A 26,418-nucleotide genomic window follows, 5' to 3' on the forward strand; every position below is an offset into this window, starting at 1 on the left:
CGTCTCCGACGCCGATAACATTCTCCTATTCATATCGGCTCGCATGCCGTTATCGGCGTCGGAGACGCCTCCCACATCAGCATCAATCCTTTCTGAGATCGACTCTTCCGACGTTGCGACGACGCCCCATCGCGACTAGCGTGGGCGGATGGAAAGCGGTGACGACCAACTCGTGCGACGCGGCATGCGGCTGGCTAACGCCAACGCCGCGTTGTGGGCCGTCGGCAACGGGCTCGTCTCCACGACGCTGGTCGTTTACCTAGCGCTCGACCTGGGCGCCCAAGGCTTGGCGATCAGCGCGATCCTGGCCGCCCCGCGCTTTGCCGGCGCGTTGCGATTAGCGGCGCCGGCGCTGATGGCCCGCACGCTACGGCGCAAGTCGCTCTGCCTGGCCGGCTACGCGCTGAGCGGCGCCGTGCTCGTGGGCATGCCTTTCCTGGCGATCGGGCTGGGACGCAGTAACACGGCGGTCGGTGTCGCTGTGCTCGTCGCCTCTTGGTGCGTTTACCACTTGCTGGAGTACGTCGCCACCGTGGCGCTGTGGTCGTGGCTCGGCGACCTCATGCCCCCCGATGCCCGCGGCCGGCTGATCGGCCGACGCGAACGCTGGCTCACCGTGGGCCGGATGATCGGCATGGCGGCGAGCTTTGCGATCATCGCGCTTTGGAACCAAGTCGATCCCGATGTCGAGCGCTGGCGCCCGCTCGCCGGGTCGGCCGTCGTTGGCGCGCTCTTGCTCGTCATGTCGGTCTTGCCGCTCGCACGGATGCCGGGCCTCGCCAAACGCCCCAGCGCCGCCCCCCAGCGTCCCTGGCGCTCGCTGCTCGCTTGCCTAGCGGACGCCGACTACCGGCGGCTGCTGGTCTTCAGTTGTTACCTCGCCGTGGCGAACGGGCTGACAGGCATGGCCCAGAGCATGTACCCGCTGCGCGTGCTGGGCGTTGAATACCGCGGCATGCTGGCGATGCGGATGACCATGTACGCCGGCCAGTCCGCGTTGGCGCCGGCGGCCGGCGGCTGGGTTGCTGAGCTCGGCGCGCGGCGTGTGATGACGCTCTCGCAGCTTCTCGTGGCGACCGGGCCGCTGTTCTTCTGGATCGCCACACCGGCGGCCCCGTGGTGGGTGGCGGGGGCGTTCTTGGTTTGGATCGCCTACGTCGGCCTGAACGTCGGACTCGACACCATCAAACTCGACCTCGCCCCGGCCGAGAACAACGCCCCTCATTTGGCCGTCTACTACACGCTCAGCGACTTGGCAAACGGCGTGATGCTGATCGGCGGCGGTTTGATGTACGACCGGCTCGTCGCCGGCGGCGCCCGAGCCGAGGCGGTTTACAGCGGGCTCTTCCTCGCCGGGTTCGTATTGCGGCTGCTGGCCGTGGGGCTGATCCTGCGGCTTCGCGAGCCGCCTCCCAGGGCTCTTTAAGCCGTGTTGGACAAACCGCCGTGGGGCGATCAGTCTAGTAAGATGCCCACACCCCGCCGCAACGCCGCCGTGATCGCCGCCGAGCGCCTCGCCCCGGGGGTTGTCGCCCCGTGGCTGATCGCCGCGGGCCTGCTCGGCGTGACGCTCGCCATGATTCAGCCCTTAGCGCCCGTGCTCACGCCGATGCTGCTCATCGGCCTGGGGGCGACGCTCTTGCTGCGCGACCGGCTGGCCGGTCGGCCCGCCGCCGCGGAACTGCTCGTGCTGCAAGGGGCGGTCTACGCCGTGCTGCTACTCGTCGCCCTGCTGGCTCGCTGGGACGCGGCCCATGGCGAGCTGGCCCGCACGCTGCTCACGGCCGACGCCACGGCGAGCGCCGCCCTCGTCACGCTGGCCATCCGCTGGCTCAGTCGTTCTCGGGCCAGTCGACGCCGTTGATCTTGGCCAGCGCCAAGACGAGCGACTGCGTCCCCTTGCGCCCGCCGCCTTGCTTCTCAACTTCGCGGTAGAGCCGGTGCGCGAGCGCCGCGCCGGGCAACTCGATCCCCATCCGCTCGGCCTCGGCGAGGGCGACGCCCAGGTCCTTGATGAAGTGCTCCACGTAAAACCCGGGGGCGAAGTCGCCCCTGACGATCCGCGGGCCGAGGTTCGACAGGCTCCAGCTGCCCGCCGCGCCGGACGAGACCGACTCGAGGACCGTGTCCAAGTCGAGCCCCGCCTTCTGGGCGTACACGAGCGACTCGCAGATGCCGATCATCGTGCAGGCGGCCAGCGTTTGGTTAACCACCTTGGTGTGCTGCCCGGCGCCGGCGGCGCCTTGGTAAACCCACTTGGCGCCCATCACACGCCACAGCGGCTCGAGCGCGTCGAACGCCGCCCGGTCGCCGCCGACCATGATCGAAAGCTTGCCGTCGCGGGCGCCGACGTCGCCGCCCGACACGGGCGCGTCGAGCGACACCGCGCCCTTCTCAGCAAACCGTTCGGCCGCCTCCACGGCGAGCGACGGCTCGCTGCTCGTCATGTCGACAACGATCATCCCCGCGCGGCTACCGGCTAGGACGCCCGTCGTCTCGTCCAAGAGCACCTCACGCACGTCGTGCGGGTGGCCCACGATCGAGAAGACCACGTCGGAGGCCTCGGCCACGGCGCGCGGCGTGTCGGCCCACTCGGCGCCGATCGCAAGCAGCGGCTCGGCCTTGGCCCGTGTGCGGTTGTAGACGGTCACGGTGTAGCCAGCCTCACGAAGCAGGCGGGCCATGCTCGCGCCCATCACCCCCGTGCCGATCCAGCCGAGTCTTGTTTCTTGGGGCGAGATGGGCGTCGGCATGGGTTGTCGTTTGTGGGGTGAATGCAGAATTCGGATTGCGGAGTGCGGAATCGCTCGCGGGCTGACTCGGGCGGCGCATCATTCCGCAATCCGCAATCCGCATTTGTTCACGGACGCAGCCCGTCCGGCAAGCCGTTCGGGAATTTCTCTTTGATCACGCCCTGGATGTACTGCACACGGTTGGCCGGTTTGGGATGGGTGCTGAGCATCTCCGGCGGACCGCCGCCGCCCGACGCCTCGTCCAGGATGCGCATCAGGCCGATCATCGCCCGCGGGTCGTAGCCCGAGAGCGCCGTGAGCTCCACGCCCCAGCCGTCGCTCTCCAGCTCGTCCTGCCGGCCGTACTGCATGCTGACCATCTGGGTGATCATCTGGGCGGTGCGGGCCGAGTTGGCGTCGCCCCCCAGGGCGCCGCCGGCCATCGCTAGGCCGCTGAACAGCTTCTGCTTCGCCATCCGCTTGTTGCCGTGCCGCGCGATCACGTGCCCCACCTCGTGCCCCAGCACGCCGGCCAGTTGGCCGTGCGTCTCGAGCCGCTCGAACAGCGCCTCGGTGATGAACACCTGCCCGCCCGGCAACGCGAACGCGTTGACGGTCTTCGGGTCGGCCAGCAGCGTGAACTCGAACTGATAAGGGTTCGTCAGCTCTTCGCCGGTCTCGGCCTCGCGATCGGCGATCCAGCGATCGAGCGCCACCAAGAGTTCGTCGCCAATCTCGTCGACCAGCTGCTGGGCGCCGCGGTCGCGGCTCGCCCCGCCATGCTGCTGCACCATCTGCGGCGCCGCCTGCCGGCCGAGCGCCATCTCCTGGTCCTCCTCGGCGAGCGCCACGCGCTCCATCGCACCGGTGATCTGGTTCTCGTCCCCCGGGTTGCCGTAATACGAGACGAGCGCAAACAGCGCCAGGCCCACGGCGATCAGCAGCCGCATCTTCAGGCCGCCCATGCCGCGACCGCGCGAGGCGCCGCCGGCTGAGGAGGGCCGGCCGACGCCGAACATCGGCCGCTGCCGCTGGCTGTAGCCGCCCCGGCGGGTCGACGTTTGGCGGGGCATCGGAAAGGGGAATCGCGCCAAGGCTCGGCCCTCGCTCGAAGGGTGCGGTGAAGAAAACAGCGGCAGAACAGCGACAGGAGAGCGAATATACCACAACCCAACCCCCCGGCGGTAAGGTTCGTCCGCCGCCCCACGCGTAAGATGGGGTCATTGGCCGAAGGCCTGTTTCTCCGTAGCCTGGGGCAACGCTCTAGGAAAACCGCTATGACGCACGCCATGCCTGAACCGACCCGCACGCACCGCGTCGAGATCACCTACTGCACCGGCTGCCGCTGGATGCTGCGTTCCGCGTGGTACGCCCAAGAGTTGCTCTCCACGTTCGAGGCCGAGCTGGCGGAGGTCGCCCTCCGGCCCGGCTCGGGGGGAGTGTTCGAGGTTAAGGTCGGTCCCGCGGCGGGCCCCGCCGAGCTGCTCTGGTCGCGCGAGCGCGACGGCGGCTTCCCGGAGATCAAGCTGCTCAAGCAGCGCGTGCGCGACGCCGTTTCGCCCGCCAAAGACCTCGGCCACAGCGACAAGCGGGCGGAGTGAGCGGGCGCCGTGAGGGGACGCCATGCGTGGGCGAATGTGAAGATTTGGTGTAGGGCCGCTCGCCCCAAGTCTTCCTGGGTATAGTGACGCGTTTCGCACCCGCCGCGAAGCTTTCCGACGACTGGTAAGACGTCGGCTATCGCCCTTCGGCTTGCGATCTTCCGCACGAGCCTCTCCCCCTTTCGACACGCACGAATATGCCCGCCACGCGTCGCGATTTCCTCCGCAGTTCCGCCGCTTACGCCGCCGGCTTTGCCGGACTCCAGCAGCTAGTGGCCGCCGGTCCCGCCTGGGCCGACGCGCTCGTCGCCATGCCCACCGGCGCCTCGCCCTACGGCGAGCTGGTGGCCGATCCCGAGGGGCTGCTCGATCTGCCGGCCGGGTTCTCGTACCGCATCATCACCCGCTGCGGCGACGTGATGGACGACGGGCTGCTCACTCCCGCGCTGCCCGACGGCATGGCGGCGTTCAGCGCGCCCGACGGTCTCACCGTGGTGGTCCGCAACCACGAGATCAGCCCCGGCGACGCCGGCCCGTTCGGCGAGAACGGCGACGAGCTCGGCGGCTTCGACCCCGCGAAGCTGTTCGACAAGGGGGCGCCAAGCAAGGAGGGAACTCCGGGCAAGCCGGTTCCCGGCGGCACGACCACGCTGGTCTACGACACGAAGCAGCAGAAGCTCGTGCGTTCCTACCTGAGCCTCGGCGGCACGCAGCGCAACTGCGCCGGCGGTCCCACGCCGTGGGGCAGCTGGATCAGCTGCGAGGAGACGACCGACACGCCCGAGCGCACCTTCGAGGGCGACTTCCAACTCGGCGAGTCGCACGGCTGGGCGTTCGAAGTGCCCGCCTCGGCCGAGATCGCCGTGGCCGACGCCACGCCGCTCAAGGCGATGGGCCGTTTCCGCCGCGAGGCGATCGCTGTGGATCCCGCCAGCGGCGTGGTCTTCCAGACCGAGGACCTCGACGACGGCGCCCTGTACCGCTTCCTGCCTAACATGCCCGGCAAGCTGGCCGACGGCGGCCGCTTGCAAGCGCTCGCCGTGCGCGACAAGCCGAGCCTCGACACCCGCAACTGGGAAGGGACCACGATCACGCCGGGCGACCGCTTCGAGGTCGACTGGATCGACATGGACCAGCCCGAATCGCCGGAAGACGACTTGCGTTACCGCGCGTTCGACGCCGGCGCGTCGCGCTTCGCCCGTGGCGAGGGGATGTGGCACAGCCGCAACGAAGCGGGCGGCGGCGACATCGTCTTCGCCTGCACCTCTGGCGGCGAGGCGAAGCTCGGCCAGCTGTGGCGCTACACGCCCAGCCCCCAAGAGGGCCAGCCGGGCGAGCGCGACGAACCCGCCACGCTCGAGCTGTTCATCGAGCCGAACGACACGAACCTGGTCCACAACGCCGACAACCTCACCGCCACGCCGTGGGGCGACCTGGTGGTGTGCGAAGACCGTTCGGACGAGGTCGTCCGGCTGGTCGGCGTCACGCCCGAGGGCCGCTGCTACACACTGGCCAACCACCACGCCAAGTGCGAGTTCTCCGGCGCCACCTTCGCCCCGGACGGCACGACGCTGTTCGTCAACATCCAGCAAAAGGGACTGACGCTGGCGATCACGGGGCCGTGGCGGTCTTAACGTCCGCGTCGAAGAAAAAAACCTCGCCTGTAGGGAACGCCCTCCGCGGCGTACCTGCCCCGGGTACACGCCCACCCGCCGGGGCCCGGGCCGCCACAGAGGGCGGCCCCTACAGAGGCATAGCGGGATCTCGAAACTGTAGGGAACGCCCTCCGCGGCGTTCCTGCCCCGGGTACACGCCCACCCGCCGGGGCCCGGGCCGCCACGGCTCGACAAGTCGAATCAGCCCACTGTGCTTGCCTGTGCAAAGTCTGGGCGCCATGCTCAACGCATGTGTGACGAAGGGATCCCAGCGCACCGAAGGGTTTCAAGACGTGAAGACAAAGCAACACCCTCTTGGATCGGATGTGCCGACTAGCCATCGGCGTGGTAAGAGAGTTCTCGCCGCTAGCTGTCGCGTGCCTCTGCTGGTTACTTTTGGTTGTTGCATCGCGATTGCGGGCTGCACTGGCGGGCAGGTTGCAGAGATGCAATTAGGGGACATTCCCTATGGAAAAGACCTCGTCAAGCGGGGTGAAAGTATCCCGTGCACCGTAGTGAGCATCAGCAGCCCCCACGGTGAACGTGTGTGCCTGAAAGGGAGACTGCAGGAGGGCGTTACGCTGCCAGATCTGTTTCCTGTGCTCGATACCGTCACGAGCACGAATGGCGCAGACACGATGCTAGAGCGTATGCCGGAGTCGCTGCGTAGCAGCACTAACAATAGTGGAATGTTTGTAGCTGAAGACCGGATGTGGATTACTGGATCGAATATCGGAGCAAGCAATCGGAGGATCGCGATCTATGCTGCTGAGTCACTTTCCTCATCCGAGTTCTACTTCGATTATTCTTGGGGTCTATAAAATCCGATTGCCCAGCTTTTACGTCAGACACAGCCTGCCCCCCATAGTCCCTCCGCGGCGTTCCGTGCGCCGGGTACACGCCCACCCGCCGGGGCCCGGGCCGCCACAGAGGGCGGCCCCTACAGGGGCGTAGCGGGTAGCCTTGCATCTCGAAACTGTAGGGAACGCCCTCCGCGGCGTTCCTGCCCCGGGTACACGCCCACCCGCCGGGGCCCGGGCCGCCACAGAGGGCGGCCCCTACAGGGGCTGCGCCGCCCCGGCTGAAGAACCGCGGCCACCCGATCTGAAAGCGGCCCGCCGGACGCCGAGCCTCGCCCAATACCACGTGCGGGGTATACTGCGGAGATCGACCTTATCGCACCGCAGGACGCCATCGCCGTGACCACCCCTGTTTCCAAAGACGCCGCCTGGGCCAAGGGCCTGCTCCGCGACGCCGGACTCCGTGCGACCGCCGCCCGGTCCGCCGTGCTGCGGCGGCTCTCCGAGACCTCGACCCCGCAGAGCCACGCCGAGGTGGTCCAGCACCTGAGCGACGCGGGGTTCGATCAGTCGACGCTGTTCCGCTGCCTCAACGAGTTGGCCGGAGCCGGGCTGCTGGCGCGCCTCGACCTGGGCGATCAGGTGCGGCGGTTCGAATTGACCGGGCCCGACAGCGAGGGCGTCGCCGAGCACGCCCACTTCATGTGCGTCGACTGCGGCAAGATGACCTGCCTCGAGGGATTCTCGGTCAAGCTCAGCCCGGAGCGCGGCCCGCGTCGCAAGGCGATCGGGGAGATCACCGAGGTGCTGCTGCGAGGCCATTGCGGCGATTGCGGCTGACGCCCGCCGCGTGCGTTTCATCCCGCCCCGCCTTGGGCGTGCCACAGCGAGTCGCCGGTCGTCAGCCCGTCTAGCGCCCGCGCGATCTGGGCCGACCGGGCGATCGCCTCGTCGAGCACGGCGCCCCATTCCCCTTCTTGCGCGCGGCGCCATCCCGCTTGGGCCATCGCAATGGCCGCGGCGTCCGGCGAGCCGTCTTCCCCCCTCAGCGGTTCGCTCGGCAAGGCGTCGTAGTACGGCCGGAACATCGTGGTCGAGGCGAAGAACGCCCGCATGCCGTGCCGGTCGGCGAGCGCGGCTTGCAGCCGCAGGCAGGCGTGTTCGTGAGCCTTCTTGTCGCTGTTGTTGACGAGCCCCCAGTCGAGCTTGTCCCAACTCTCGGGCCCCTCGCAGAGCGCGTGGCACGCCTCGTGCAGCACCATCTGAGCGAGGCAATCGTCCGGGTCGAGCGTGTCGGCCGTGCCGATCGTCAGCAGCCCGGCGCCATCCCACGAAGCATTGACCTCAGCGCTCCGCTCGACGCGCATCCCCATCCGCTCGGCGGCATGGATCCACACGAGCGACAGGGGGTCGGTGTAAGTCTTCTCGATGCTTCGCACGGCGGGGGGAGCGCTTGGTTGGCGGTTGGCGGTCAGCGGCCAGCAACTAACGGCTGACGGCTTGCGTAGGCGGCCAATTCTTTCTGGCGAATTATTTTAGCCGACTTACGTCGCGGCGTGTGGCGACGAAATTTAACGTAAACGCTGGCCCGCAAGCTGGTTGGGCGAAAATGCCTCTGGCCCAAAACTGATTTCTGCGCGCTGGCCCAATAACGATTGCAGAGATTTGGCGATCGATCGGTTATCAAGATAATTGGGCGCCGCAGGGGGTCGTTTTCCGAGCGGCCCGCTGCGATTTAGCAGACAAAGGCGCACCGCCTGGCCGATCCGCTGCGTTATTGGGGGCGAACGGGGCAGCGATCCGCTGGCGACTTTTTTCGAGCGGACCGCGCGGTGCGGCGGCGAGTAAATTTTTGGGCCAAGCCGCTTAGCTCAGCGCAGCCGGGCGATGTAGCTCATGAACTGCGCGTCGAGCAGTTCCAAGTCGTCGCCGAACGCTTCGCGGAAGTCGGCCACCCGCTGGGCGGGCGGGTACTTGGCGAACAGCGGCCGGCGGGCCGTCGTGGCCAAGTAGCGGCTGTACTCCTGAGGGCGGGTCTCGCACAGGAAGAACGACAACGCCCACGCCTGGGCGTAGGCCGGCAGCGTGTTGCGCTCGAACGACTGGTCGCTGGCGATGAACGCCGCGATCTTGCCCGGGCTGCGAGTCGAGACGACCATCTCGCGGAAGTCGATCAGCCGGCCCCAGTTGAGCCGCTGGGTCTGCGTGTCGTAGCCGCGCGGGTCGTACACGCCGCGGGCCTCGAACATCATCGCCAGCCCCTCGGCCACCCAGCGCGGCGTGACGGTGAAGCGGCGGTGCAGGCCGGTGTTGTAGGCCGTTTGGTGGGTCGCCTCGTGGATCACCGTGGCGGCGTTCTCGGCCCAGTCGTCGCCGCGGAACTTCTGGTCGTACAGGTACACACGGTTCGACTTCGGCTCGTAATGGCCCAGGGCGCCCTGGGGCGTGGCGACCGACGACTCCTGCACGTAGCTGCGATAGTCCGACCGGTTGGCGAACACCACCGCGACAAGCGGGTAGTCGGGCTCGCGCGGCGTGAAGCCGCGCACGCGGAAGTAGGCGACCAGCGAGCGGTACAGGTCCTCGAACCGCTGGGCCCACTCGGCCTTGTCGCCGCGCGGGTGGGCCACCAGGTAGTGCGACGTGGAGGTGAATCCGAACCGGCCGTCGAACTCCTCCTCCAGCGCCCGGCGCATCTCTTGGCTCGTGTAGCCGCGGAACGTGGGGGCGGTCTTCTTCGGCTCGAGCGCCTGCTTGGCGGCGAACTCGTAGAGGGCGCCGTCGCGTCCCAACAGCGCGATCGAGGTCTCGGTCCAGGTGAGCGGCCGGCCCTCGAGCCGGCGGCCGTCGACCTTCGCGCTGAACATGAACTCCGCCGCGGGGCTGCTTGCAGCGGCCGCTGCAAGCAGCGCAAAGAGAGCGCCGCGGGGGGCGAGGGCGAGGCGACGCTTCGGCTTGGGGGGCATCGGGCGGAGTCGAGCGGGGCTTGGAGGCTGGGCGGGGAGGGCGGGATCGGAACCGGACCGGGGGCGCCTACTTCAAACCTAGTACCCACCACGCCGGGAACTCTCGACTAGCGAAGTCGCCAAGAGGCCCCGGCTCGGCGTACAATCGGAGCTGCCGGCACGACCGGCCCCACACCACGCCCCTCTGCAAACGTGTCCCATCAACGGCCAGGGCCCATGCGAAGACTCTCCCGACTTCCCGCCGCTGTGGCGCTGGCCACGATCGTGTGGCTGCCGACCCTCGGCGTCGCCCAAGAAACCGCTCCGCCCGCCGAGCCGGAGGCCGCAGAGACCGACGCCCAAGCCGAGTTCAAAGACGAGGTGATGCGACTCGTTCGCCAGCTCGACGCCCGCCGCGCCGGCGAGCGGGCCGCGGCGTTTGAGGGCCTTGTCGCGCTCGCCGGGCCAACGAGCGACAGCGCCGACCGGTTGCTGGCGGCGTTGCCGCGGGCCAACGACCGCATGCCGCCCGCTGTGCGGGCCGGTCTCGCCCGGGTGCAGCGTGAGGTGGAGACGCGTGTCGCGCAGTCGTCCACCGTGGAGAGCCGCGTGACGCTCGACGTCGAGGGCGCCACGCTCGCCGAGGTCGCCACGCTCATCGAGGAGCAGACCGGCAACCGGCTGGCCGACAACCGGGGGAACTTCGGCCAGAACGTCGCGGTGAGCCCGATCACCGCCTCGTTTGACGACCGCCCGTTCTGGGAGGCGGTCGACTCGCTGCTCGATACGGCCGGTCTGACGGTCTACAACTACGGCGGCGACGACGCCCTCGCCCTGGTGGGACGCGACGACGGCGCCCGACAGCGTGTGGGCTCGGCCGCTTACGCCGGGCCGTTCCGCTTCGAGCCGCTGCGGGTGGTCGCCGTCAGATCGCTGCGCAACCCGACACAGAACGTGCTGAACGTGGAGCTCGAGGTCGCCTGGGAGCCGCGACTGCGGCCGATCGCCCTGTCCGTGCCGCTCTCCGAGCTCACGGCGCGCACCGCGTCAGACGCGCGGCTGTCGATGCTGCGTCCCGAGCAATCGATCGACGTGGAGGTGACGCCCGGCTCGAAGGCGGTCGAGATGACGCTGCCGCTGGTGCTGCCCGACCGCGAGACCGACAAGATCGCCTCCTTGAGCGGCGTGCTGCGGGCGCTGGCCCCGGCGCGGCGGGCGTCGTTCCGCTTCGAGGAGCTCGACCGCGTGCTCGAGCCCAAACGCGAGTCGCGCGGCGGCGTGACCGTGACGCTCGAGCGGTTCTTCGAGAACAACTCGATCTGGGAACTGCACATGCGTCTGCGGCTCGACGACGCCCAAGACGCCCTGGCGTCGCACCGTGGGTGGGTGTTCCAGAACACCTCGTACCTAGTGGACGAAGCGGGCGAGCGGATCGAGCATGCCGGGTTCGAGACCCTCATGCAAACCGAAACGGAGGTCGGCGTCGCTTACTTGTTCGATCTCCCCACCGCGAGCGAGGAGGATTCGCAACCGGACGAGGGCGACGCCAACCCCGCCGCGGGTTACTCGTGGGTCTACGAGTCGCCCGCCGGGATTGTCCGCACGCCGATCGAGTTCAAGATCGAGTCGATCCCGCTGCCGTAAGCCGCACGACGCTATCGCTACTCATGCTGAGCGCGTTTGTCGCAACAGGACAAGCAGTGGGGCAGCGGGCGTGTGGAGGCGTCGTAGAAGCCGCAAAACGCGTGAAAGTCGCGGGGCGGCCGCCGATCGGCGTTTGATGGACAATTTCGCAAAACCTTGTCACAATAGGGGTTCCGGCGATTCGGCGTTCGCACGCGTGGGAATACCTGCCGCGATTGTGTGCGAACCAGTACGACGGAGGGAGCCTGTGCGCGCCGCCGGAACCGCTGTGCATGGCCCCAAGAACCATTGACCCCCCGCGACGCGGCGCTCCGTTCGCCCCGCCGCGCGACTCGCCCGGGCCGTTCGGCCCGCGGCGCCCGTTCTCAGGAGAGAAGAGACGATGAGGCACAACCCATTCTCCCGCCGTTCGGCCGATGGCATTCGTCGCGGCTTCACCCTCGTCGAGCTGCTGGTGGTGATCGCGATCATCGGCGTGCTGGTGAGCCTGCTCTTGCCCGCGGTGCAGTCGGCGCGCGAGTCGGCCCGCAACACGCAGTGCAAGAACAACATCAAGCAGCTGACCACGGCGCTGATCAACTACGACACCACGCAACGCGAGCTGCCGGGGCTGATCAACGAGATCAAGAACCCCGCCAGCGACAAGTTCGAAGGCAACGTGGAGAACTGGCGTCGGGCGAGCTGGATCGTGATGACGTTCCCCTACCAAGAGCAGGGCGCTCTGTGGGACACCTGGACCAAGGCCTTCCCGAGCGACGCCAACGCGGCGCTCTCAGACGGCTCCGCGGGGGGCGTCGACTACACGCCCGCGCTGGAGAGCTTGCTCTGTCCGAGCGACACGTCGATCATCCCCGGCAGCCCCGCCAACTCTTACGTCGGCAACGCGGGCCAGGCGTTCGGTGATCCCTCGAGAACCAGCAGCTGCGACAACACCCCGGCGGGAATGACCTGCACCAACTTCGAGTACGGCGCCAACGGCGTGTTCTTCGATTTGAATCGCAACCCGAACACGGGCGATAACAACCCGGAATTCGTGGCCGACGGCCGCGAGATCGGTGGATCGGCGAACCAAACGGCGGTGCAGTCGTCGATGAACTACATCTCGTCGGGCGATGGCACGAGCAAGACGTTCCTGGTGAGCGAGAACATGCACGCGGTGTGGTACACCTACCCGCCCACCAGCGACGACTTCAACAACGTGAACGACGTGCGCGACTCGAAGCACCACTTCGGTTTTGTCTGGCACAACCTGCCCGATCTCTCGGATTCGACGCTCCCGGCCGAGCAGCAGCGGATCAACGGCGCCACGCTCGAGGCGCCGCTCGACACGATGGCCGGCGTGCCGGAGCAGTGGGGCTACCCGTCGAGCAACCACCCGGGCGGGGTGAACGTCTCGTTCGCCGATGGCCACTTGCAGTACATCAACGAGAACATCGAGCAGCGGGTGTACGCCCAGATGATGACGACCAAGTACAAGCGGTCGAAGTACTACGACGAGTCGATCACCTCGGGCAAGTACCCCAACGGCACGCCCGATCGCGAGCTGCCGCAGCCCTCGGAAGCCGACCTCTGATCGTCGTCTCCTCGTGGCGAGGCGACGACGGCGCCGGTTGCGAGACGGACGCGATCGCCGGCCATCAACATCAAAAAGGCCGCGTCGGGCGACTGCCCGGCGCGGCCTTTTCTGTTTGCTCGGCTTTTGCTCGCTCGACCAAGTGTGGTTCGGCGGCAAGTGTGGTTCGGCGGGTTGTTCGGCTCGTTTGCCAGAGCGGTACGCAGGGGCGTCTCACTCTCCGTCGCGTCGTGCGATCTCAGCCTTCCTGGGTCGGGGGCCAAGCGTCGGCGAGGACCTTGTTGAGCTCGGGCAGGAAGAGCTCGGCGAAATCGATCGCCACGTTGTCCTCGGGCGCCTCGCCCGAAGTCGTCGGCGCGGTGAAGTAGAGCTTCATGAGAGTCTTGGCGCCGCCGAAAGCGTAGCGTGCGCTCTTCACCTTGTCGCCCGGCGCCTGCCAGACCACCTCGCCGCCGTCTTTCTCCGGCCTGAACCAAGTCCAAAACACGCGTACCGAATGCTCGCCCGTCTCGTCTGAACGGGTGAAGACCGCGGTCCAGAACTCAACCTCGTCGCCATTGCCGAGCGTCATCACGTGCTTGGCGGGGCTGATTTCCGGCTGGTAGCCTTGCGAGGGGTAACAGACATCGGGCGTGTGAACCGAAGTGTCGCGGGCGTGGCCGGCGATCAGCCAGAGGTTGACGAACGCCTTCTCTTTCTCGTTCACGTAATCACGCGACACGTATCCCTTGGCGCCGGCGATGATCTGGGTTCGGTCGTCGACGACCTCGTCCGTGCCGACCCAGTTGCCCAACTCGTTGGGGGCGTCGCCGAGATGTTCGACGTAGGCGTCGAGCATGTGATTGGAGGTCGACCAGCGGTCGGAGATGCCCCCCTCGATCACGGTCATCGAGACGATCACGACTGCGGCGAGCACGAACGGGATTAAGCGGAGCATTTCGACTCTCGGCGTACAGGTCGCCGGGCCGTGACGGCCCGGCAGAGGCGGCGAACGCCCGGGGAGGGCGCGTCGGAACCGGAATAAAGGGCGACCACTTTGCAAAAAAAGGCGTGGCCGCTGGGCCACGCCTTTCGGGGCGCTCTTTAAACGTTAGGTCTGAGACCGCATCCAGTCAAGCAACGCCCGCCGCCCAGGCGAGGGGGGGGGCTCAGCCGGCTGGGGAGACTCACCGCGTAGCCGCCTCGGGCAGGTTCGCCTGACGGACAGCCCCGTAGGGCGTTCCCAGCGGGGCGGTGTAGTAAGCGGGTGCGGAGCGGTGAGCTTGATCCGAGGCCTCGGCTGGCATGGCGCCGCTCGCCCGCCACACGGAGGGATCGAACACCGGCGGCTCGCCCGCTACCGAGATGCGGGCCTTGGCGACCATGGGCGCCGAAGCGGGCGCCGCGCCCGGCTTCATGCCAAAGTCGTCGAACGGGAACGCGGGCGGACCCGAATCGTCGTCCGCCGGCTCGTCGAACAGCGGTTGGAACTCCGGTTCTTGAGGTCGGGACGCCGGGGGCTCGACCATCGGCCGGGGCGCGGGACGCCCGGGGGCCGCCGGTCTTGCCATCGGTCCCGCCGCGGGGCGACCCGCCGGACGACCCGTCGGACTGGGTCCGTTCGCCCGACCGGAGGAAGCTTCGCGACTGGCGCGGTTCTCTTCTTCCACCTCGGCGAGCGAGGGGGGCGCCTGACGGTCTTCGACCGCGGGTTGGGGCGGGTCGAGAGGCCTGAGCAGCGGGTCTTGCGAGTCGATCGCTTCGGACGGATCGGCCGCGTCGACATCGACATCGCCCGGCCAACGGCGCCAGCGCGTCGGGTAGTGACCGTAGGTCGATCGCTTGGGAACGCACGACCCGTCCGCCGCACAAGCAGGCAGGCCGGGGCCATCGAGGCACGGCAGGCACGACCCGTCGCAACCGCCGGGGCAGCCGCCGCAGGAAGACGAAGCCGCTCGCGGGAGCATCGTCGAGATGCCGGATGCCATCGCGTCGGTCGAGTACAGGACGGCCGTCAGGCCGAGCGCCGTGGCGGCGGCGCTGATGAGCAAGCGTTTCATACGACCGTATCCTCTAGGTAAGTCCGAATGGTGGATCGTGGCGACGCCGGGCCGCCATGCTGTTGGAGATCAAGCGTGTCAGCCGCCTTGGTTCTGGCCCAGACCGAACCGGACGATGCGGTTGATCGTCGCCGTGCCAAGCGAGACGGTGCCGAACACCCGCTCGATGGGCCGTGAGAATCGCGACAGGACGGCGTCGAGCTTGACCAGCGGGTCCTCGGCGATGAACACACGGTCGCCGGGGAGGATCTGGTAGTTGGTGGCGGTGGAGGCGCCGCGGGTGATGTCTTCGTAAGCGATGGGCAAGATCTGCTCGCAGCCGACGCCGTTGGGGGCGGGGCGGGCGATCCAGATCTTGGTGGACGAGACTTGGCTGATGCCGCCCACCGCCGCGATCGCGTCGAGCACGGTCTCGTTGCCGGTGATCGGCTGCGGCACGAGGTTGTCGCCGAACCCGCCGCCCTGCGTGATGATGTAGTACTTCTTGCTGTTGTACGAGAAGACGTCGACAATCACTTCCGGGTCGGCGAGTTTCTCGGAGAGCTTCTCTTCGATCTTGGCCTTGGCCTCTTCCACCGTCAGGCCGGTGACGTACACCGAGCCGTAGGTGCCGAGGTTCACGCGTCCGTCGGGGCCGACGAGGTGCTCGCCGCTGATCGGCTGGGCGCCCGAAGAGAAGGCGAGCGAGATGCTCACCTGGGGCTCGGCCAGCACCTGGGCGACCTGGCGACGGACGGCGTCTTGCGCCTCGTCGATCGTGAGGCCTGCCACGGGCACTTTGCCGTAGGCGGGTCCGAGGTCGACCATGCCCTCCGGGTCGACGGCGAACGCGTCGGCGATCGGCTGGTCGGGCAGGGTGCCGGTCACTCGGATCAGCAGCCCGTCGAACGGCTGCACCTTGTGGGGCGGCTTGGGCACGATCTTGATCGCGGTGATCAGCAAGATATCCGGCGGCTCGATGCGGTAGCGGTCGAGCGACATCATCTCCAGTTCGCGCGGCACGGGCGACTGGGCCGACGGCCCCTCGGGGGCCGTCGGGATCGGCTGCCGCGGCGCCATGAACGCCGTGCAGCCGGCGCTTGGAATCATCGCCAGGGCCAGGATCGCAAGCCAACAGGCACGTTGGTTCCGTCGTTGGTTCATTGGAGGGTCGCCAGCTGAATTTGAGGGGGGAGCGACTGGCCGCAGCCCGGCTCCGTAGGGACGGCGCCTGCAGCCAGTCTGTCTGCACACTCGTACTCATCGGCCCGATCGACCCGCAACTTTGCCCCAGCCGTCAAATTCCACCAAACCGGAGCAACCGTCACCAGCAACGCTAGCTTGCCACACCAAAGCGAGGGGCATTTGTGAAGGCCAGCGCCAGCCGTTTGACAGCATTTCAAAGCACGCGTATCGTCGTTTTAGTAAGGAACTCTTGGCTCCGGAGACGACGCCGCAGCCCCTCCCAATCGTCCCGTTCGACCCGTCTTACCGACGCCACGGCGGGCTGAGTAAATGAGGGAAGAAGCGACAGACGGCGGGATGCCGCCGCACGTGCTCGGCCGGCAGGAGCCGCTCAGGCTCTTATCCATCCGGGGTTGGTCGACCTGGAGCGGGGCGGCGAGCCCGCAAGTGCCCCTGGTATCGCAAAAAACAGCGGGCCATCAGGGCGCAAACGGGCCAGAACGACCGCTCTCGCCTCTCGGCAAGCTACTTTTTTTGAGTCCGGCGTGGAACAAAACCACGCCGCTTGGCGTCTGACCTACCACTGACCCGTTATGACCGGCGGCTCCGCCGCAGCAGGAATTATGGCTAACCCGTTCATCAGCCCGGCCCACGTTGACCCCCTCTCGAGCGGAGCGGACGCGTACAGCGACCGTTTCTCGTGGGAAGACGCGCCGCAGCGCATCGCCTACTTTCTGCTGGTCGGATTGACCGCAGCTTTGCTGTACTCCTACTGGAACATGCTGCAGCTAACCAGCGAAGCCTGGAACCAGCCGCAGTATTCCCACGGCTTTATTATCCCGCTGATCGCGCTGTACATGATGTGGTCGATGCGCCCGAACCCGGGCGCCCAAGAAGGCCCCGTCGAGCAACGCGAATCGCTCATGGGGCTCTGCGATGCGGACACTCTGCGCAACGGCTCCATGGCCTGCGGCTTGGTGGCGGTGGTCGGGTATTTCTCGGGGATCTCCCTGCTTACGGGGCTCGCGGGCATCGCCTTCGCCTTGCTCTGTATCGGCATGCTGGCTTACATCCTGCTCGGCCAGCCGCTCTCCGGCGTCACTTCGGCCGAGCGTTGGATCGGTTTGGCGGTGATCGTGGCGGCCTACGCCGCGCGGATCATAGCCGCCAAGTACAGCATGGACCCGGTCGATCGCCTCAGCTTCGTGGTCGCCCTGTTCGGCCTGTTCGTCCTGGTGGGCGGGTGGCGGCTGATCTCATGGGCCGGGCCCGCGGTCGGCTTCCTGCTGTTCATGTATCCTCTGCCGACCGTGATCGAGGGGCGCCTGATGCCCAATCTCCAGAAACTCGCCGCGGTTTGCAGCGAGATCTCGCTAACGATTCTCGGTCTGCCCGTCGTGCGACAAGGCAACAGCATCTTTGTCGACGGCATGCCGCTGAACATCGCCGAGGCTTGCAGCGGGCTGCGGATGCTGACGATCTTCATCGCGATGACCGTGGCGATGGCGTTCCTGATCAAGCGTCCTTGGTGGGACAAGCTCATCATGCTCCTGAGCGCGATCCCGATCGCGATCGTCTCGAACGTCCTGCGGATCTTAGCGATCGCGCTGCTCTTTATGGTTATCCCGACTGACTGGCACATGTTCGGCGTGGACATGGAAGAAGTGTTCCACCGCACGGTCCACGATTACGCGGGCTACGCGATGATGATCCCCGCCCTGGGGTTGCTGTTCATTGAGCTGAAACTCCTCTCATTGCTCTCGGTGCAAGAGGAGGGAATCGAGATTCACTCGACCGGCGTCGGCGCCCCCGGCGCCTACACTCCTCAGTAAAGTCGCAGAGCCAGTCGCCGCACGCCGGAGCGTGTGGTCCGGCGCCCAACGAGAAACTCAACCAAGCTGATTCCTTCCGCTCCGCAAGACGCGTGTGGCGTGCAGGCGACATGAGGTTGCCAAAACTCAACACGCCGGGGCCCCGAGCCGCGGCAGCGAACGATTCGCAAGTCGTTTACGTGCAGGTGTTTACGGCCATTCGTGGGTTATCCAATGCGATTGGACCCACGATTGCTTAAGGAACGCCGCAGAGACTGCCGGACCGCCGGCTGATCTCCCCTGTCCGAGTCTTGCCAGTCCACGTCGTCCCCCCAAGCTTCGCGGCTGTTCAGCCGTGTCGCCGGCAGGCCGACCCCGAGCCGCCCGTCTAGGAGAGCTTTTCGATGCCTGAGAACGAAACACCTCAAGTCACGCCGTCGGGCGCCCACCAGGCGATGGTCGAGACCGCCCCGCACAACAACCAGCTGTCGACGTACGGCCCGCCGTCGGCCTTCCCCGGACCGATGGGTCCCTCTCCCCACGACGTGATCCGCGGCGGCATCGACGCCAGCTCGCTGATGAACTCGCTGCGTCGCCGCTGGATGCTGGTGCTCGGCATGAGCCTGCTGCTCGGCGCCGCCACGGCCACCGGGCTCTTTTTGGTTCTGCCCGAGTCGAGCTCGGCCACGGCCGTTTACATGGTCGAGAGCAAGCCGGTCTCGCTGCTCGACGAGAAGAGCCAGCAGAGCTCGAAGGACTTCGGCATCTTCAAGAACACGCAGCTCGCGTGGATCAAGAGCCAAGCGGTTCTCACCACCGCGTTGCGCGACCGCGAGATCAACAGCCTGCCGATGTTCCGCGATCAGACCGACCCGGTCGCCTGGCTCAGCGAAGAGCTGCAAGTGAGCTTCCCGAACAACGGCGAGCTGCTGCAGATCACGCTCGAGGGCAGCGAGCGGCCCGAGGACCTCAAGAAGGTCGTCGAGGCGGTCAGCCGTGCTTACACCCAAGACGTGTTGTTCAACGAGCGGAACATCCGCAAGCGTCCGATCCAGATCCTGAAGACCAATATCACGAAGCTCGACAACCAAGTCAGCGAGAAGATGAAGGTCTACTACTCGCTCGCCAAAGACACCGGCTCGTCGGCCGCGTACGACGGCGGCGTCGACCCCCAGACCCGGCTGCTGATGCACTCGGTCACCGAGCTGCAGAAGCGCGAGGCGGTCCTCAAGTCGAAGTTGGTCGACGCGGCGATGAAGTACCGCATGATCGACGAACAGATCAAGGACCCGAGTTATCTCGAGTCGCGCATCGATCAGGCCTTGGCGGGCGACCCGACCGTGAGCCAGATGCAGAACGAGATGATGATGTACGACGCCCAGATCCGCATGCTGCAGACCACGGTCAAGGGCGGTTCGTCGCCCGATATCCGCCGCCTCGACCGGTTGCGTCAAAACCTCTCGAGCCAGATCGCTCAGTACCGTCAGCAGATGCGTGCTCAGCTCGCCGGGCAGAACGAGACCGAGCCCGACCCGTACCTCAAGGCGGCCGTCACCGAGTTCTCCGTCACCCGGGCGATGCTCGACAACGAGCTGAAGCAGGTCCAAACCGAGATCCAGACGATCCAGGAAAAGCTCCTCGACAAGGCCGAGCGGAACACCGACCTGATGGTCCGCCAGGCGGAGATCGAGCAGCTCAAGGAGGTGCAGCGTGGCATCGCCAGCAAGATCCAGAACCTGCAGGTCGAGATGGACGCCCCCGAGCGGATCCGCCCGATCGGCGCCGACTCGACCGGAGCCGCCCTCGCCGAGATCCGTGAGCACCGCAACACGCTCCAGCGTTACTTGCTCTCCGCCTTGGGCGGGCTCACCGTCTTCGGGCTCACCGGCTTCGGCATCGGCTACATGGAGTTCCTCAACCGTCGCCTCAACGGCCCGGACCAAGTGGACGAGGGACTCGGCATCCGCGTGATCGGCACCCTGCCGTCGCTCGCCGGCCGCAAGGCCCTCAACCCGAACCACCCGGTTGTGGCCCAGCTGACCGAGTCGATCGACAGCGTCCGAACCGCCCTGATGCACGAGTCGACCTCCAAGCGTCGGCGCCTGGTGCTCGTCACCAGCGCCGGGGCGACCGAGGGCCGCACCACCGTGGCGAGCCAGCTGGCCGCCAGCCTGGCCCGCGCCGGACGCCGCACGCTGCTGATCGACGGCGACATGCGTCGCCCCGCCCTGCACACGCTCTTCAGCACCCCGCTGGAAGACGGCCTGTGCGAGGTGCTCCGCGGCGAGGCCGAGCTGAAAGACGCCGTCCGGGCGACCGCCGCCGAAGGGCTGTGGCTCTTGCCGGCCGGTTACTGTGACCCGCAAGCGGTCCAAGCCCTGGCGGGCGACGCCGCCCAGGCGTTGTTCCAGAAGATGCGGGAAGATTACGACTTTGTCATCATCGACGGCGCCCCGGTCTTGGACATGAGCGACTCGCTCTTGTTCGGCCAGCACTGCGATGGGGCGATCTTGTCGGTGCTCCGCGATGTCTCCTCCACGCCGAAGATCCACAAGACGGCCGAACTGCTCAAGAGCGTCGGCGTCCGGCTCATCGGCTCGGTGGTGAACGGCGTGCCGATCAAGACCGACCGCCGCGTCACCCAACTGCAAAAGGTCACCCCGAAGAACGGCCAGCGGAAGCTCGAAACAGCCGACGCCTGAGGCTGAGCGGCGAACCTCAAGACTCTCGACCTATCGAAGGCGGGGCCCGGTTGCGGGCCCCGCCTTTTTTATTTTGTCGGCGGCCTCGGGTATGTTAGAGACGATCCAACTGAAAGCGACCCGTCGTAAACGAGTCGGCTCAATTTAGTATGCGTCTGGGGTTGGGGGACAAGACGAACCTTGCCTTCGGCCCACCTCTACCCGTTGCCCTCACGCCCGCTTCCCACGATAGACCTCATGGCCGAAAAGCAAACGACTCCCCACGGCGGCAAGAACGTGCTCGGCGGGCCACTCGCGCCGTGCTGCACGAGCCCGGTGACCGGCTACTACCGCGACGGGTTCTGCCACACCGGCAAGGGCGACGCCGGCGTGCACACCATCTGCGCCGAGATGACCGAGGAGTTCCTCGTCTTCAGCCGCAGCCGCGGCAACGACCTCTCGACTCCTGTGCCGGAGTTCGAGTTCCCGGGCCTCAAGCCGGGTGACCGCTGGTGCCTCTGCGCCCCGCGTTGGAAGGAAGCGTACGACGCCGGCATGGCGCCGCGCGTGCTGCTCGAGGCCTGCCACATGTCTTCGCTCGAGTTCGCGTCGCTCGAAGAACTCCGCGAGTTCGCTATCGAGGAGTGAGGCGCCTTGGCTGTTGGCTGTTATCGAAGGAGAGTTGTGCGAGGCGTCTCCGACGCCACTAACGTGCCGCCAGCCGCACACCCTCTGACAAACCGTTACCGGCGTCTGTGACACCTCCCACATCAGAGCTCGATAGCGACCTGCCATTCGCACGGTTGGTGCGGAGCGTTCGTGGGCAGCCGCGCGGACAGAAATAGTTGAAAAGCGCGCGGCGCAGCGTGAATCGTCGAAAGTCGCGTTAATCTTTTGCTGTGCCATACTTCGGCGTGATTCGAAGAGAGCCGACGAAGGGTAGCGGGGGGCACAGCGCGAAGCGGAAGCCCCCGTGCCGGGGAGACTGGACCGGCTGGAGATTGGGCCTGGCGTGCTCGAGGGCTTCCCTGGCGGGAGCGCCCCCGCCACCCGTCGCCAGCGGCTTCGGCTCTTGGGTAGTTCCATGGGCATTACCACCCAGGCGATATTTCGGCGTTACGCGCGTGTGCGGTTATGCTTGAGGCTTGCTGCTCCCGCTCCTCTCAGGAGAGACCTCCGATGTCCTTCCTCGCTCACGCCGCCGCCCGTGCCGCTTTCGTTGCCCTGCTGCTCGTCCCCTTCGCCCATGCCGCCCGTGCCGACACGTTCGGCAGCGGTGAGAACGCGTTCTCGATCCCGATGGTCACCGTGGGCGACCCCGGCAACGCCCCCGACACGACCGGCGCGCCCAACCCGGTCGGCGCCGTCGGCTACACGTACCGCATCGGCAAGTACGAGGTCCCCGAGGAGGCGGTCCGCAAGGCAAACGCGCTCAGTGAACTCGCTGGCGAGCAACTCGGCATCACGCTCGATGAGCGCGGCCCCCAGAAACCGGCCACCGGTCTCTCCTGGTTCGAGGCGGCCCGGTTCGTCAACTGGCTCAACGAGGACGCGGGTTTTCACGCCGCCTACAAGTTCGACGACGGCCCACTAGGAACGGGCGAATTCCAACTGTGGGAGCCGACCGACCCCGGCTTCATCCCCGGCAACCGGTTCCGCAACTCGCTCGCCCGCTACGTGCTGCCCTCGGCCGACGAGTGGTACAAGGCGGCGTTCTACGATCCGTTTGCTGAGGTCTACTACGACTACCCCACGGGCAGCGACATGCCACCGACGCCGGTGATGAGCGGGACCGACCTGGGCACGGCGGTGTGGAATCAAGATACGGGGCCGACCGACGTGGTGCTTGCCGGCGGAAGTAGTCCGTATGGGACTATTGGGCAAGGCGGCAACGTCAGCGAGTGGCACGAAGGGCCAGCTAGTGCCGTACCCGACATAAAATCATCTTCTAACCTCAGAGCAATTCGAGGTAGTGACTGGGGGTTAGCTGTGAGCGCTGGCGGAATGTCATCTTTATCATCACCAGCAGACCTGAGTCCAAAGCTGTCGTTCTCAGTGGTTGGATTTCGGGTTCTCACAGTGCCTGAACCATCGGGCTTTGGAATCATGTTGGCTATAGTGCTTCTTGGCGCCTTTATTCCTAGGTTTGCCAGTCGTCAAGAGCACGTATCGTAGAGCCCCGCGTATTTACACACATTAACACCGTTATTCTCATGTGAGATTACATGCGCAATCGCAATTCTAGAGGTGGAAGAAGAGCCCGTTTTGAAGCACTTGAAGACCGTCGAGTTCTAGCCACGCTGACAATAAACAGCGATGCTGATGCGTTTTCGAACGTCAACGATGGCTCCCTGACGCTGCGTGAGGCCATCGATATCGTCAACGGCGACTATCTGCCCGCAGATATCCCAGGCAGTCCTGACGATCGAGAGCAAATTGACAACGTGTCGCTTCTCGGCACGAACGACCGGATCGTCTTCGACTCCAGCCTTTTCGGCGCGCCAGGAACACCGGGATCGATCGACCTGATCCACGGTGAGCTAGAGGTCGAGCAATCGGTGGTAATCGACGGCGGCGGTTACGACCCAGCCACCGGCATGGACGATGGCCTGCTCGGCTGGAGCAAGCTGACGATCGACGCGGGGGGGTTGAGCCGGGCGTATAATATCTACGTGGGAGCGTCGGATTCCGTCACCGTCAAAGAGATCTCGATGACGGGCGGCAACTCTGTCGGCGGCGGTACTCCCGGTGGAGCCGGCGGCGCAATCAACGCCGCCATCAATCACGGCGAACTAATCCTTGACAACCTGCAGTTCCTAGACAACTCGGCGAATCGGTGGGGTGGGGCGATGGCGGTCTCGGCCATCACGCTTATCGCAGCCTAATGACTGCCGGAATGCGTGTCGCACGACTGGCAGCAGATCACTGGCTGCCACCGCTTCCGCCGCCACTACCCCCGCCGCTCGTGCCGCCGCCGGTGTTGGCGCCACCTGTTGTCCCGCCACCGGTCGCTACTCCGCCGTTGGCGGTTCCGCCCGATGCCGTGTTGCCCGTCGCCGTATTGCCTGTCGTCGCGCCGCCCGTGGCGGGCTGGCCGCCGAGGCCGATGCCGCTCCCCTGCCCGAGTCTCGGCTGCTCGCCGGTCGACTGGACGCCGCCGGCCCGATTGCCTGCTTGCTGACCTCCGTTCGCGTTGAGCGGCGGGCCGAGGTTCGTCAGGTCGGCGCCGCTCGAGAAGGCGGTGCGGTTCTGCTGAAGCTGTTGGAAACGGGCCTGCTCGGCACGACTGAGCTGGCCGCCGTTGGACACCCGCTGGCGCAGCTGGGCGTACTCGTTCTGAAGACCTTCGACGGCACGGTTCTGCTGCTGTGTCCGCAGGCGTCGCATCTCGGCGAGCTGCTGCCGGGTGCGCCCGCCTTGCTGGCTGCTCAACTGCTGGAGGCGGGACTGCTGCTCGGGGCTCAGAGCGTTGCCCGCGGCGCCGTTGGCGCCGAGTTGATCGAGCACGCGCGAGCGGTTGAGCGCCTGCTGCGTGTTTCGCGAGAGCCCCAGGTTGCGGAGCCGCTGGAGTTGCTGCTGCTGTTGGTCGGAGAGCAGGCCGGCTTGGGCGCCTTGCTCCAGACGGGCGCGGAGTTCGAACACGTCGCCGCCGTTGCTCTGGGCCTCACGGGCGGTCAACTGGCGGAGCGTCGCACGGTCGTCGTCGCTTAGGCGCTCGCCCGACTGGGCCTGTTGCCGGAGTTGATCGAGCCGCGACCTGTCGTCGTCCGACAGCGGTTGGAGATCGGCAAAGCGTCCGTTCGAGAGCGATTCGAGCCGACGCATCTCCTGCTGCTGGGCGTTCGTCAGGCCACGGCGATCGGCGATGCCGCGGAGCCGCTCCTGCTGCTCGAGTTGCGAGGAGGTAAGCACACCCGATCCGCCGCCGTAAAAGTAAGCGTCGACATCGCCCTGCGAATTGTCTTGTCCCGCGGCTCCTGCTCCGCCCATACCCGAGTTAGAGGAAGCGGCAGCTCTGCCCGCAGAGCCGCTCGCCTGCCGGCTGTCGTAGGGCGAGCCGGCCAGCGTTTCGCCGCCTTGCTGATTCTGATTGTTGGACTGCTGCTGTTGCTTGTTCTTGCGATTCGATTCGCTTTCGCTCTCGATATCGCTCTCCACGAGCTTACGCTCGGTAAGCTCAAGCTGCATCGAGTCGCCGTTGCGACGAACCTCTAAGCTGAGCGTGTCGCCCTCTTCTTTCTTTTCCGCGAGTTGATCAACCGCCTCGCGGAAGACGTCGAGCGGCTCGGTGCGATAGTCGCCGAGCTTGACCAGCACGTCGCCACGTCGCACCCCCGCTTCGTGGGCCGGTGAAAGGGGCGCCACGCGAACCACTTCGAGCCCCGAGCCGCTGAGCGGCGCCACGCCCATGCCGAAGAAATGGATCACCGGCCTGCCATCGTCCGGCGACGCTTGCGACTCGCTTGCGGGGGCCGAATCGGTCGTGGCGGTTTGCCCGAGGGCGGGAGAGCAAATGACAGCCCCGCCAAGAGCACCCGCGAATGCGAGTGATCGTGAGCGGGCCAGGCGTTGGAATTTTGAAGAAGTATTCATGGGATATCCGATGTTGTTTGGTGTGCGAGGTGATACTTGGCAAGGCATGTGGCGGTTGCGACCAGCCGTGCATCTCGCAAAAGCAAAAAGCAAACGTCGCGCCATAGCCTTTGAGCTGCGTTCTTAGTGCAGCGCTGCTGAAGGATCCCGCCGCCCTATGCCCGGAGACCAATTGGACTGGCTTCGCTCCGACCGCTGTGACGCCAGAACAGCCAATTGCCAGGTCATCAAGCTGCTTTCATCGAGAGGCGTTCTCCGCCGCAAACCCGAACGCGTCGCTGATCGGCGCCACGAAAAAACCGCGGGCAAGCAATGGGCTTACCCGCGGTGTCGTTGTGATTATCGTTCGCTAGCGATTGCGAATCAGACGGTCTGTTTCTCGTGCTTGCCTTCGGCGAATTCCTCGACCGCCTTGTCGCAGAAAGCGTTGAGGTCGTCGGGCGAGCGGCTTGTCACCAAGCCCTCGTCGCACACACACTCCTCGTCGACCCAATTGGCGCCGGCGTTCACCAGATCGGTCTTGATGCTGGCGTAAGAGGTGACCTTGCGGCCGTTTAGTACGTCGGCCTCGGCCAACAGCCATGGGCCGTGGCAGATAGCGGCCACCGGTTTGTGCTGCTGGAAGAAGTCGCGAACGAACTGCACCGCCTTGTCGCAGGTGCGCAGCGTGTCGGGGTTCGCCACGCCGCCGGGCAGCACCAATCCGACGAAGTCGTCGGCTTTCGCTTGATCGACGGTGATCCCCACCGTGAAGCGGTCGCCGTTTTGGTCGTGGTGCATGCCTTGGATTTCGCCCATCTCGAGAGAGACGAGCACCGGTTGGCCGCCCGCCTTCTCGACCGCCTCCCACGGGCGGGTCAGCTCCGACTGTTCTACGCCGTCGGTGGCAAGAAACGCGATCTTGTCGCCCTTGAGGCATTGCTCGGTCGTGTCGCACGGTTCGCATTGTTTGGCATCGCTCATGGTAATTCTTCCTATTCGCTATTCGTTTCTTGGTTGGGATGGTCTCGATCAGCCCAAAGGGTGGGCGATCTCGGCGCACACGTAACGCCTACGTGTGCCCTAGGGGGTCGTTGGCTTTTCAATAAAAACACGAGTCGCGGGGCGCCCGGAGGAGTGCTCTCAACGGGCATACGAATACCCGCGACTCGTGGAGAGAGAGGCCGCAGCGGATAGGGTG

At 66.3% G+C, this 26,418-nt stretch carries 21 protein-coding genes; 12 read left to right on the forward strand and 9 right to left on the reverse strand.

Features of this window, described 5'->3' with window-relative positions:
* The first annotated feature begins 148 nt into the window (after positions 1–148).
* Both Mal64_RS10815 and Mal64_RS10820 read left to right on the forward strand, forming a co-directional pair.
* Positions 149–1,426 (forward strand): MFS transporter, encoded by a 1,278-nt coding sequence (locus Mal64_RS10815; protein ID WP_146399969.1) that lies wholly within the window; start codon positions 149–151, stop codon positions 1,424–1,426.
* 42 nt (positions 1,427–1,468) lie between these two features.
* Positions 1,469–1,864 (forward strand): hypothetical protein, encoded by a 396-nt coding sequence (locus Mal64_RS10820; protein WP_146399971.1) that lies wholly within the window; start codon positions 1,469–1,471, stop codon positions 1,862–1,864.
* Here Mal64_RS10820 and Mal64_RS10825 read toward each other — a convergent pair.
* Both Mal64_RS10825 and Mal64_RS10830 read right to left on the reverse strand, forming a co-directional pair.
* Entirely contained in the window at positions 1,833–2,753 is a 921-nt protein-coding gene (locus tag Mal64_RS10825; RefSeq protein WP_146399973.1) for an NAD(P)-dependent oxidoreductase, read from the reverse strand. The two genes, Mal64_RS10820 and Mal64_RS10825, sit on opposite strands and share 32 nt — an antisense overlap.
* Positions 2,754–2,860: 107 nt before the next feature.
* Positions 2,861–3,805: a M48 family metalloprotease gene (locus Mal64_RS10830; RefSeq protein ID WP_231993659.1), complete on the reverse strand. Its 945-nt coding sequence runs from the start codon at positions 3,803–3,805 to the stop codon at positions 2,861–2,863.
* Between the two features lie 216 nt (positions 3,806–4,021).
* Here Mal64_RS10830 and Mal64_RS10835 point away from each other — a divergent pair, with 216 nt between their 5' ends.
* The 3 genes from Mal64_RS10835 (at position 4,022) to Mal64_RS10845 (ending at position 7,628) form a co-directional block, all read left to right on the forward strand.
* The gene (locus Mal64_RS10835) at positions 4,022–4,333 is read left to right on the forward strand and encodes a SelT/SelW/SelH family protein (RefSeq protein ID WP_197525653.1); all 312 of its coding nucleotides are present in this window, start codon (positions 4,022–4,024) and stop codon (positions 4,331–4,333) included.
* A 197-nt stretch (positions 4,334–4,530) separates the two neighbouring features.
* Entirely contained in the window at positions 4,531–5,967 is a 1,437-nt protein-coding gene (locus Mal64_RS10840; protein ID WP_146399977.1) for an alkaline phosphatase PhoX, read from the forward strand.
* A gap of 1,220 nt (positions 5,968–7,187) precedes the next feature.
* Positions 7,188–7,628 (forward strand): Fur family transcriptional regulator, encoded by a 441-nt coding sequence (locus Mal64_RS10845; protein ID WP_231993661.1) that lies wholly within the window; start codon positions 7,188–7,190, stop codon positions 7,626–7,628.
* 17 nt (positions 7,629–7,645) lie between these two features.
* On the opposite strand, the gene Mal64_RS10850 is transcribed toward Mal64_RS10845, so the two are convergent.
* Together Mal64_RS10850 and Mal64_RS10855 are read right to left on the reverse strand one after the other, a co-directional pair.
* Positions 7,646–8,227, reverse strand: a complete 582-nt coding sequence (locus Mal64_RS10850; RefSeq protein ID WP_146399981.1) for a hypothetical protein — start codon at positions 8,225–8,227, stop codon at positions 7,646–7,648.
* A 432-nt stretch (positions 8,228–8,659) separates the two neighbouring features.
* Positions 8,660–9,754, reverse strand: a complete 1,095-nt coding sequence (locus tag Mal64_RS10855; protein ID WP_146399983.1) for a DUF1570 domain-containing protein — start codon at positions 9,752–9,754, stop codon at positions 8,660–8,662.
* A 216-nt stretch (positions 9,755–9,970) separates the two neighbouring features.
* Between Mal64_RS10855 and Mal64_RS10860 the strand changes: the two genes are divergently transcribed.
* Complete coding sequence (locus Mal64_RS10860) at positions 9,971–11,377, forward strand: hypothetical protein (RefSeq protein ID WP_146399985.1); 1,407 nt, start codon at positions 9,971–9,973, stop codon at positions 11,375–11,377.
* A 382-nt stretch (positions 11,378–11,759) separates the two neighbouring features.
* Complete coding sequence (locus Mal64_RS10865) at positions 11,760–12,950, forward strand: DUF1559 family PulG-like putative transporter (protein WP_146399987.1); 1,191 nt, start codon at positions 11,760–11,762, stop codon at positions 12,948–12,950.
* 238 nt (positions 12,951–13,188) lie between these two features.
* On the opposite strand, the gene Mal64_RS10870 is transcribed toward Mal64_RS10865, so the two are convergent.
* The 3 genes from Mal64_RS10870 to Mal64_RS10880 form a co-directional block, all read right to left on the reverse strand.
* On the reverse strand, positions 13,189–13,887 hold the full coding sequence (locus Mal64_RS10870) for an exosortase-associated EpsI family protein (RefSeq protein WP_146399989.1): 699 nt from the start codon (positions 13,885–13,887) through the stop codon (positions 13,189–13,191).
* Positions 13,888–14,116: 229 nt separating this feature from the next.
* Positions 14,117–14,989 carry a hypothetical protein gene (locus Mal64_RS10875; RefSeq protein ID WP_146399991.1) on the reverse strand — a complete coding sequence of 291 codons (873 nt, stop codon included), beginning with the start codon at positions 14,987–14,989 and terminating at the stop codon, positions 14,117–14,119.
* A gap of 78 nt (positions 14,990–15,067) precedes the next feature.
* Complete coding sequence (locus Mal64_RS10880) at positions 15,068–16,078, reverse strand: polysaccharide biosynthesis/export family protein (protein ID WP_197525654.1); 1,011 nt, start codon at positions 16,076–16,078, stop codon at positions 15,068–15,070.
* A gap of 698 nt (positions 16,079–16,776) precedes the next feature.
* Here Mal64_RS10880 and Mal64_RS10885 point away from each other — a divergent pair.
* From Mal64_RS10885 to Mal64_RS10905, 5 genes are all read left to right on the forward strand, one after another.
* On the forward strand, positions 16,777–17,985 hold the full coding sequence (locus Mal64_RS10885; RefSeq protein ID WP_197525655.1) for an exosortase/archaeosortase family protein: 1,209 nt from the start codon (positions 16,777–16,779) through the stop codon (positions 17,983–17,985).
* A 383-nt stretch (positions 17,986–18,368) separates the two neighbouring features.
* On the forward strand, positions 18,369–20,666 hold the full coding sequence (locus Mal64_RS10890) for a polysaccharide biosynthesis tyrosine autokinase (protein ID WP_146399997.1): 2,298 nt from the start codon (positions 18,369–18,371) through the stop codon (positions 20,664–20,666).
* Between the two features lie 237 nt (positions 20,667–20,903).
* Positions 20,904–21,293, forward strand: a complete 390-nt coding sequence (locus Mal64_RS10895) for a DUF2237 family protein (protein WP_146399999.1) — start codon at positions 20,904–20,906, stop codon at positions 21,291–21,293.
* A 531-nt stretch (positions 21,294–21,824) separates the two neighbouring features.
* A complete protein-coding gene (locus tag Mal64_RS10900; RefSeq protein ID WP_197525656.1) occupies positions 21,825–22,820 on the forward strand; it encodes a formylglycine-generating enzyme family protein in 996 nt (331 codons plus the stop codon).
* Between the two features lie 50 nt (positions 22,821–22,870).
* A complete protein-coding gene (locus tag Mal64_RS10905) occupies positions 22,871–23,530 on the forward strand; it encodes a hypothetical protein (protein ID WP_146400003.1) in 660 nt (219 codons plus the stop codon).
* 37 nt (positions 23,531–23,567) lie between these two features.
* On the opposite strand, the gene Mal64_RS10910 is transcribed toward Mal64_RS10905, so the two are convergent.
* Positions 23,568–25,073, reverse strand: a complete 1,506-nt coding sequence (locus Mal64_RS10910; protein ID WP_197525657.1) for a PDZ domain-containing protein — start codon at positions 25,071–25,073, stop codon at positions 23,568–23,570.
* Between the two features lie 528 nt (positions 25,074–25,601).
* Positions 25,602–26,201 (reverse strand): type 1 glutamine amidotransferase domain-containing protein, encoded by a 600-nt coding sequence (locus Mal64_RS10915; protein WP_146400008.1) that lies wholly within the window; start codon positions 26,199–26,201, stop codon positions 25,602–25,604.
* Positions 26,202–26,418: the final 217 nt, after the last annotated feature.

Source organism: Pseudobythopirellula maris (assembly GCF_007859945.1).
GTDB classification, from domain to species: Bacteria; Planctomycetota; Planctomycetia; order Pirellulales; family Lacipirellulaceae; genus Pseudobythopirellula; species Pseudobythopirellula maris.

Coding starts and splice junctions, on each gene's coding strand:
- Mal64_RS10815 (WP_146399969.1), top strand. CDS start 149: ATGGAAAGCGGTGACGACCAACTCGTGCGACGCGGCATGCGGCTGGCT.
- Mal64_RS10820 (WP_146399971.1), top strand. CDS start 1,469: ATGCCCACACCCCGCCGCAACGCCGCCGTGATCGCCGCCGAGCGCCTC.
- Mal64_RS10825 (WP_146399973.1), bottom strand. CDS start 2,753: ATGCCGACGCCCATCTCGCCCCAAGAAACAAGACTCGGCTGGATCGGC.
- Mal64_RS10830 (WP_231993659.1), bottom strand. CDS start 3,805: ATGCCCCGCCAAACGTCGACCCGCCGGGGCGGCTACAGCCAGCGGCAG.
- Mal64_RS10835 (WP_197525653.1), top strand. CDS start 4,022: ATGCCTGAACCGACCCGCACGCACCGCGTCGAGATCACCTACTGCACC.
- Mal64_RS10840 (WP_146399977.1), top strand. CDS start 4,531: ATGCCCGCCACGCGTCGCGATTTCCTCCGCAGTTCCGCCGCTTACGCC.
- Mal64_RS10855 (WP_146399983.1), bottom strand. CDS start 9,754: ATGCCCCCCAAGCCGAAGCGTCGCCTCGCCCTCGCCCCCCGCGGCGCT.
- Mal64_RS10860 (WP_146399985.1), top strand. CDS start 9,971: ATGCGAAGACTCTCCCGACTTCCCGCCGCTGTGGCGCTGGCCACGATC.
- Mal64_RS10865 (WP_146399987.1), top strand. CDS start 11,760: ATGAGGCACAACCCATTCTCCCGCCGTTCGGCCGATGGCATTCGTCGC.
- Mal64_RS10870 (WP_146399989.1), bottom strand. CDS start 13,887: ATGCTCCGCTTAATCCCGTTCGTGCTCGCCGCAGTCGTGATCGTCTCG.
- Mal64_RS10875 (WP_146399991.1), bottom strand. CDS start 14,989: ATGAAACGCTTGCTCATCAGCGCCGCCGCCACGGCGCTCGGCCTGACG.
- Mal64_RS10880 (WP_197525654.1), bottom strand. CDS start 16,078: ATGATTCCAAGCGCCGGCTGCACGGCGTTCATGGCGCCGCGGCAGCCG.
- Mal64_RS10885 (WP_197525655.1), top strand. CDS start 16,777: ATGGCTAACCCGTTCATCAGCCCGGCCCACGTTGACCCCCTCTCGAGC.
- Mal64_RS10890 (WP_146399997.1), top strand. CDS start 18,369: ATGCCTGAGAACGAAACACCTCAAGTCACGCCGTCGGGCGCCCACCAG.
- Mal64_RS10895 (WP_146399999.1), top strand. CDS start 20,904: ATGGCCGAAAAGCAAACGACTCCCCACGGCGGCAAGAACGTGCTCGGC.
- Mal64_RS10900 (WP_197525656.1), top strand. CDS start 21,825: ATGTCCTTCCTCGCTCACGCCGCCGCCCGTGCCGCTTTCGTTGCCCTG.
- Mal64_RS10905 (WP_146400003.1), top strand. CDS start 22,871: ATGCGCAATCGCAATTCTAGAGGTGGAAGAAGAGCCCGTTTTGAAGCA.
- Mal64_RS10915 (WP_146400008.1), bottom strand. CDS start 26,201: ATGAGCGATGCCAAACAATGCGAACCGTGCGACACGACCGAGCAATGC.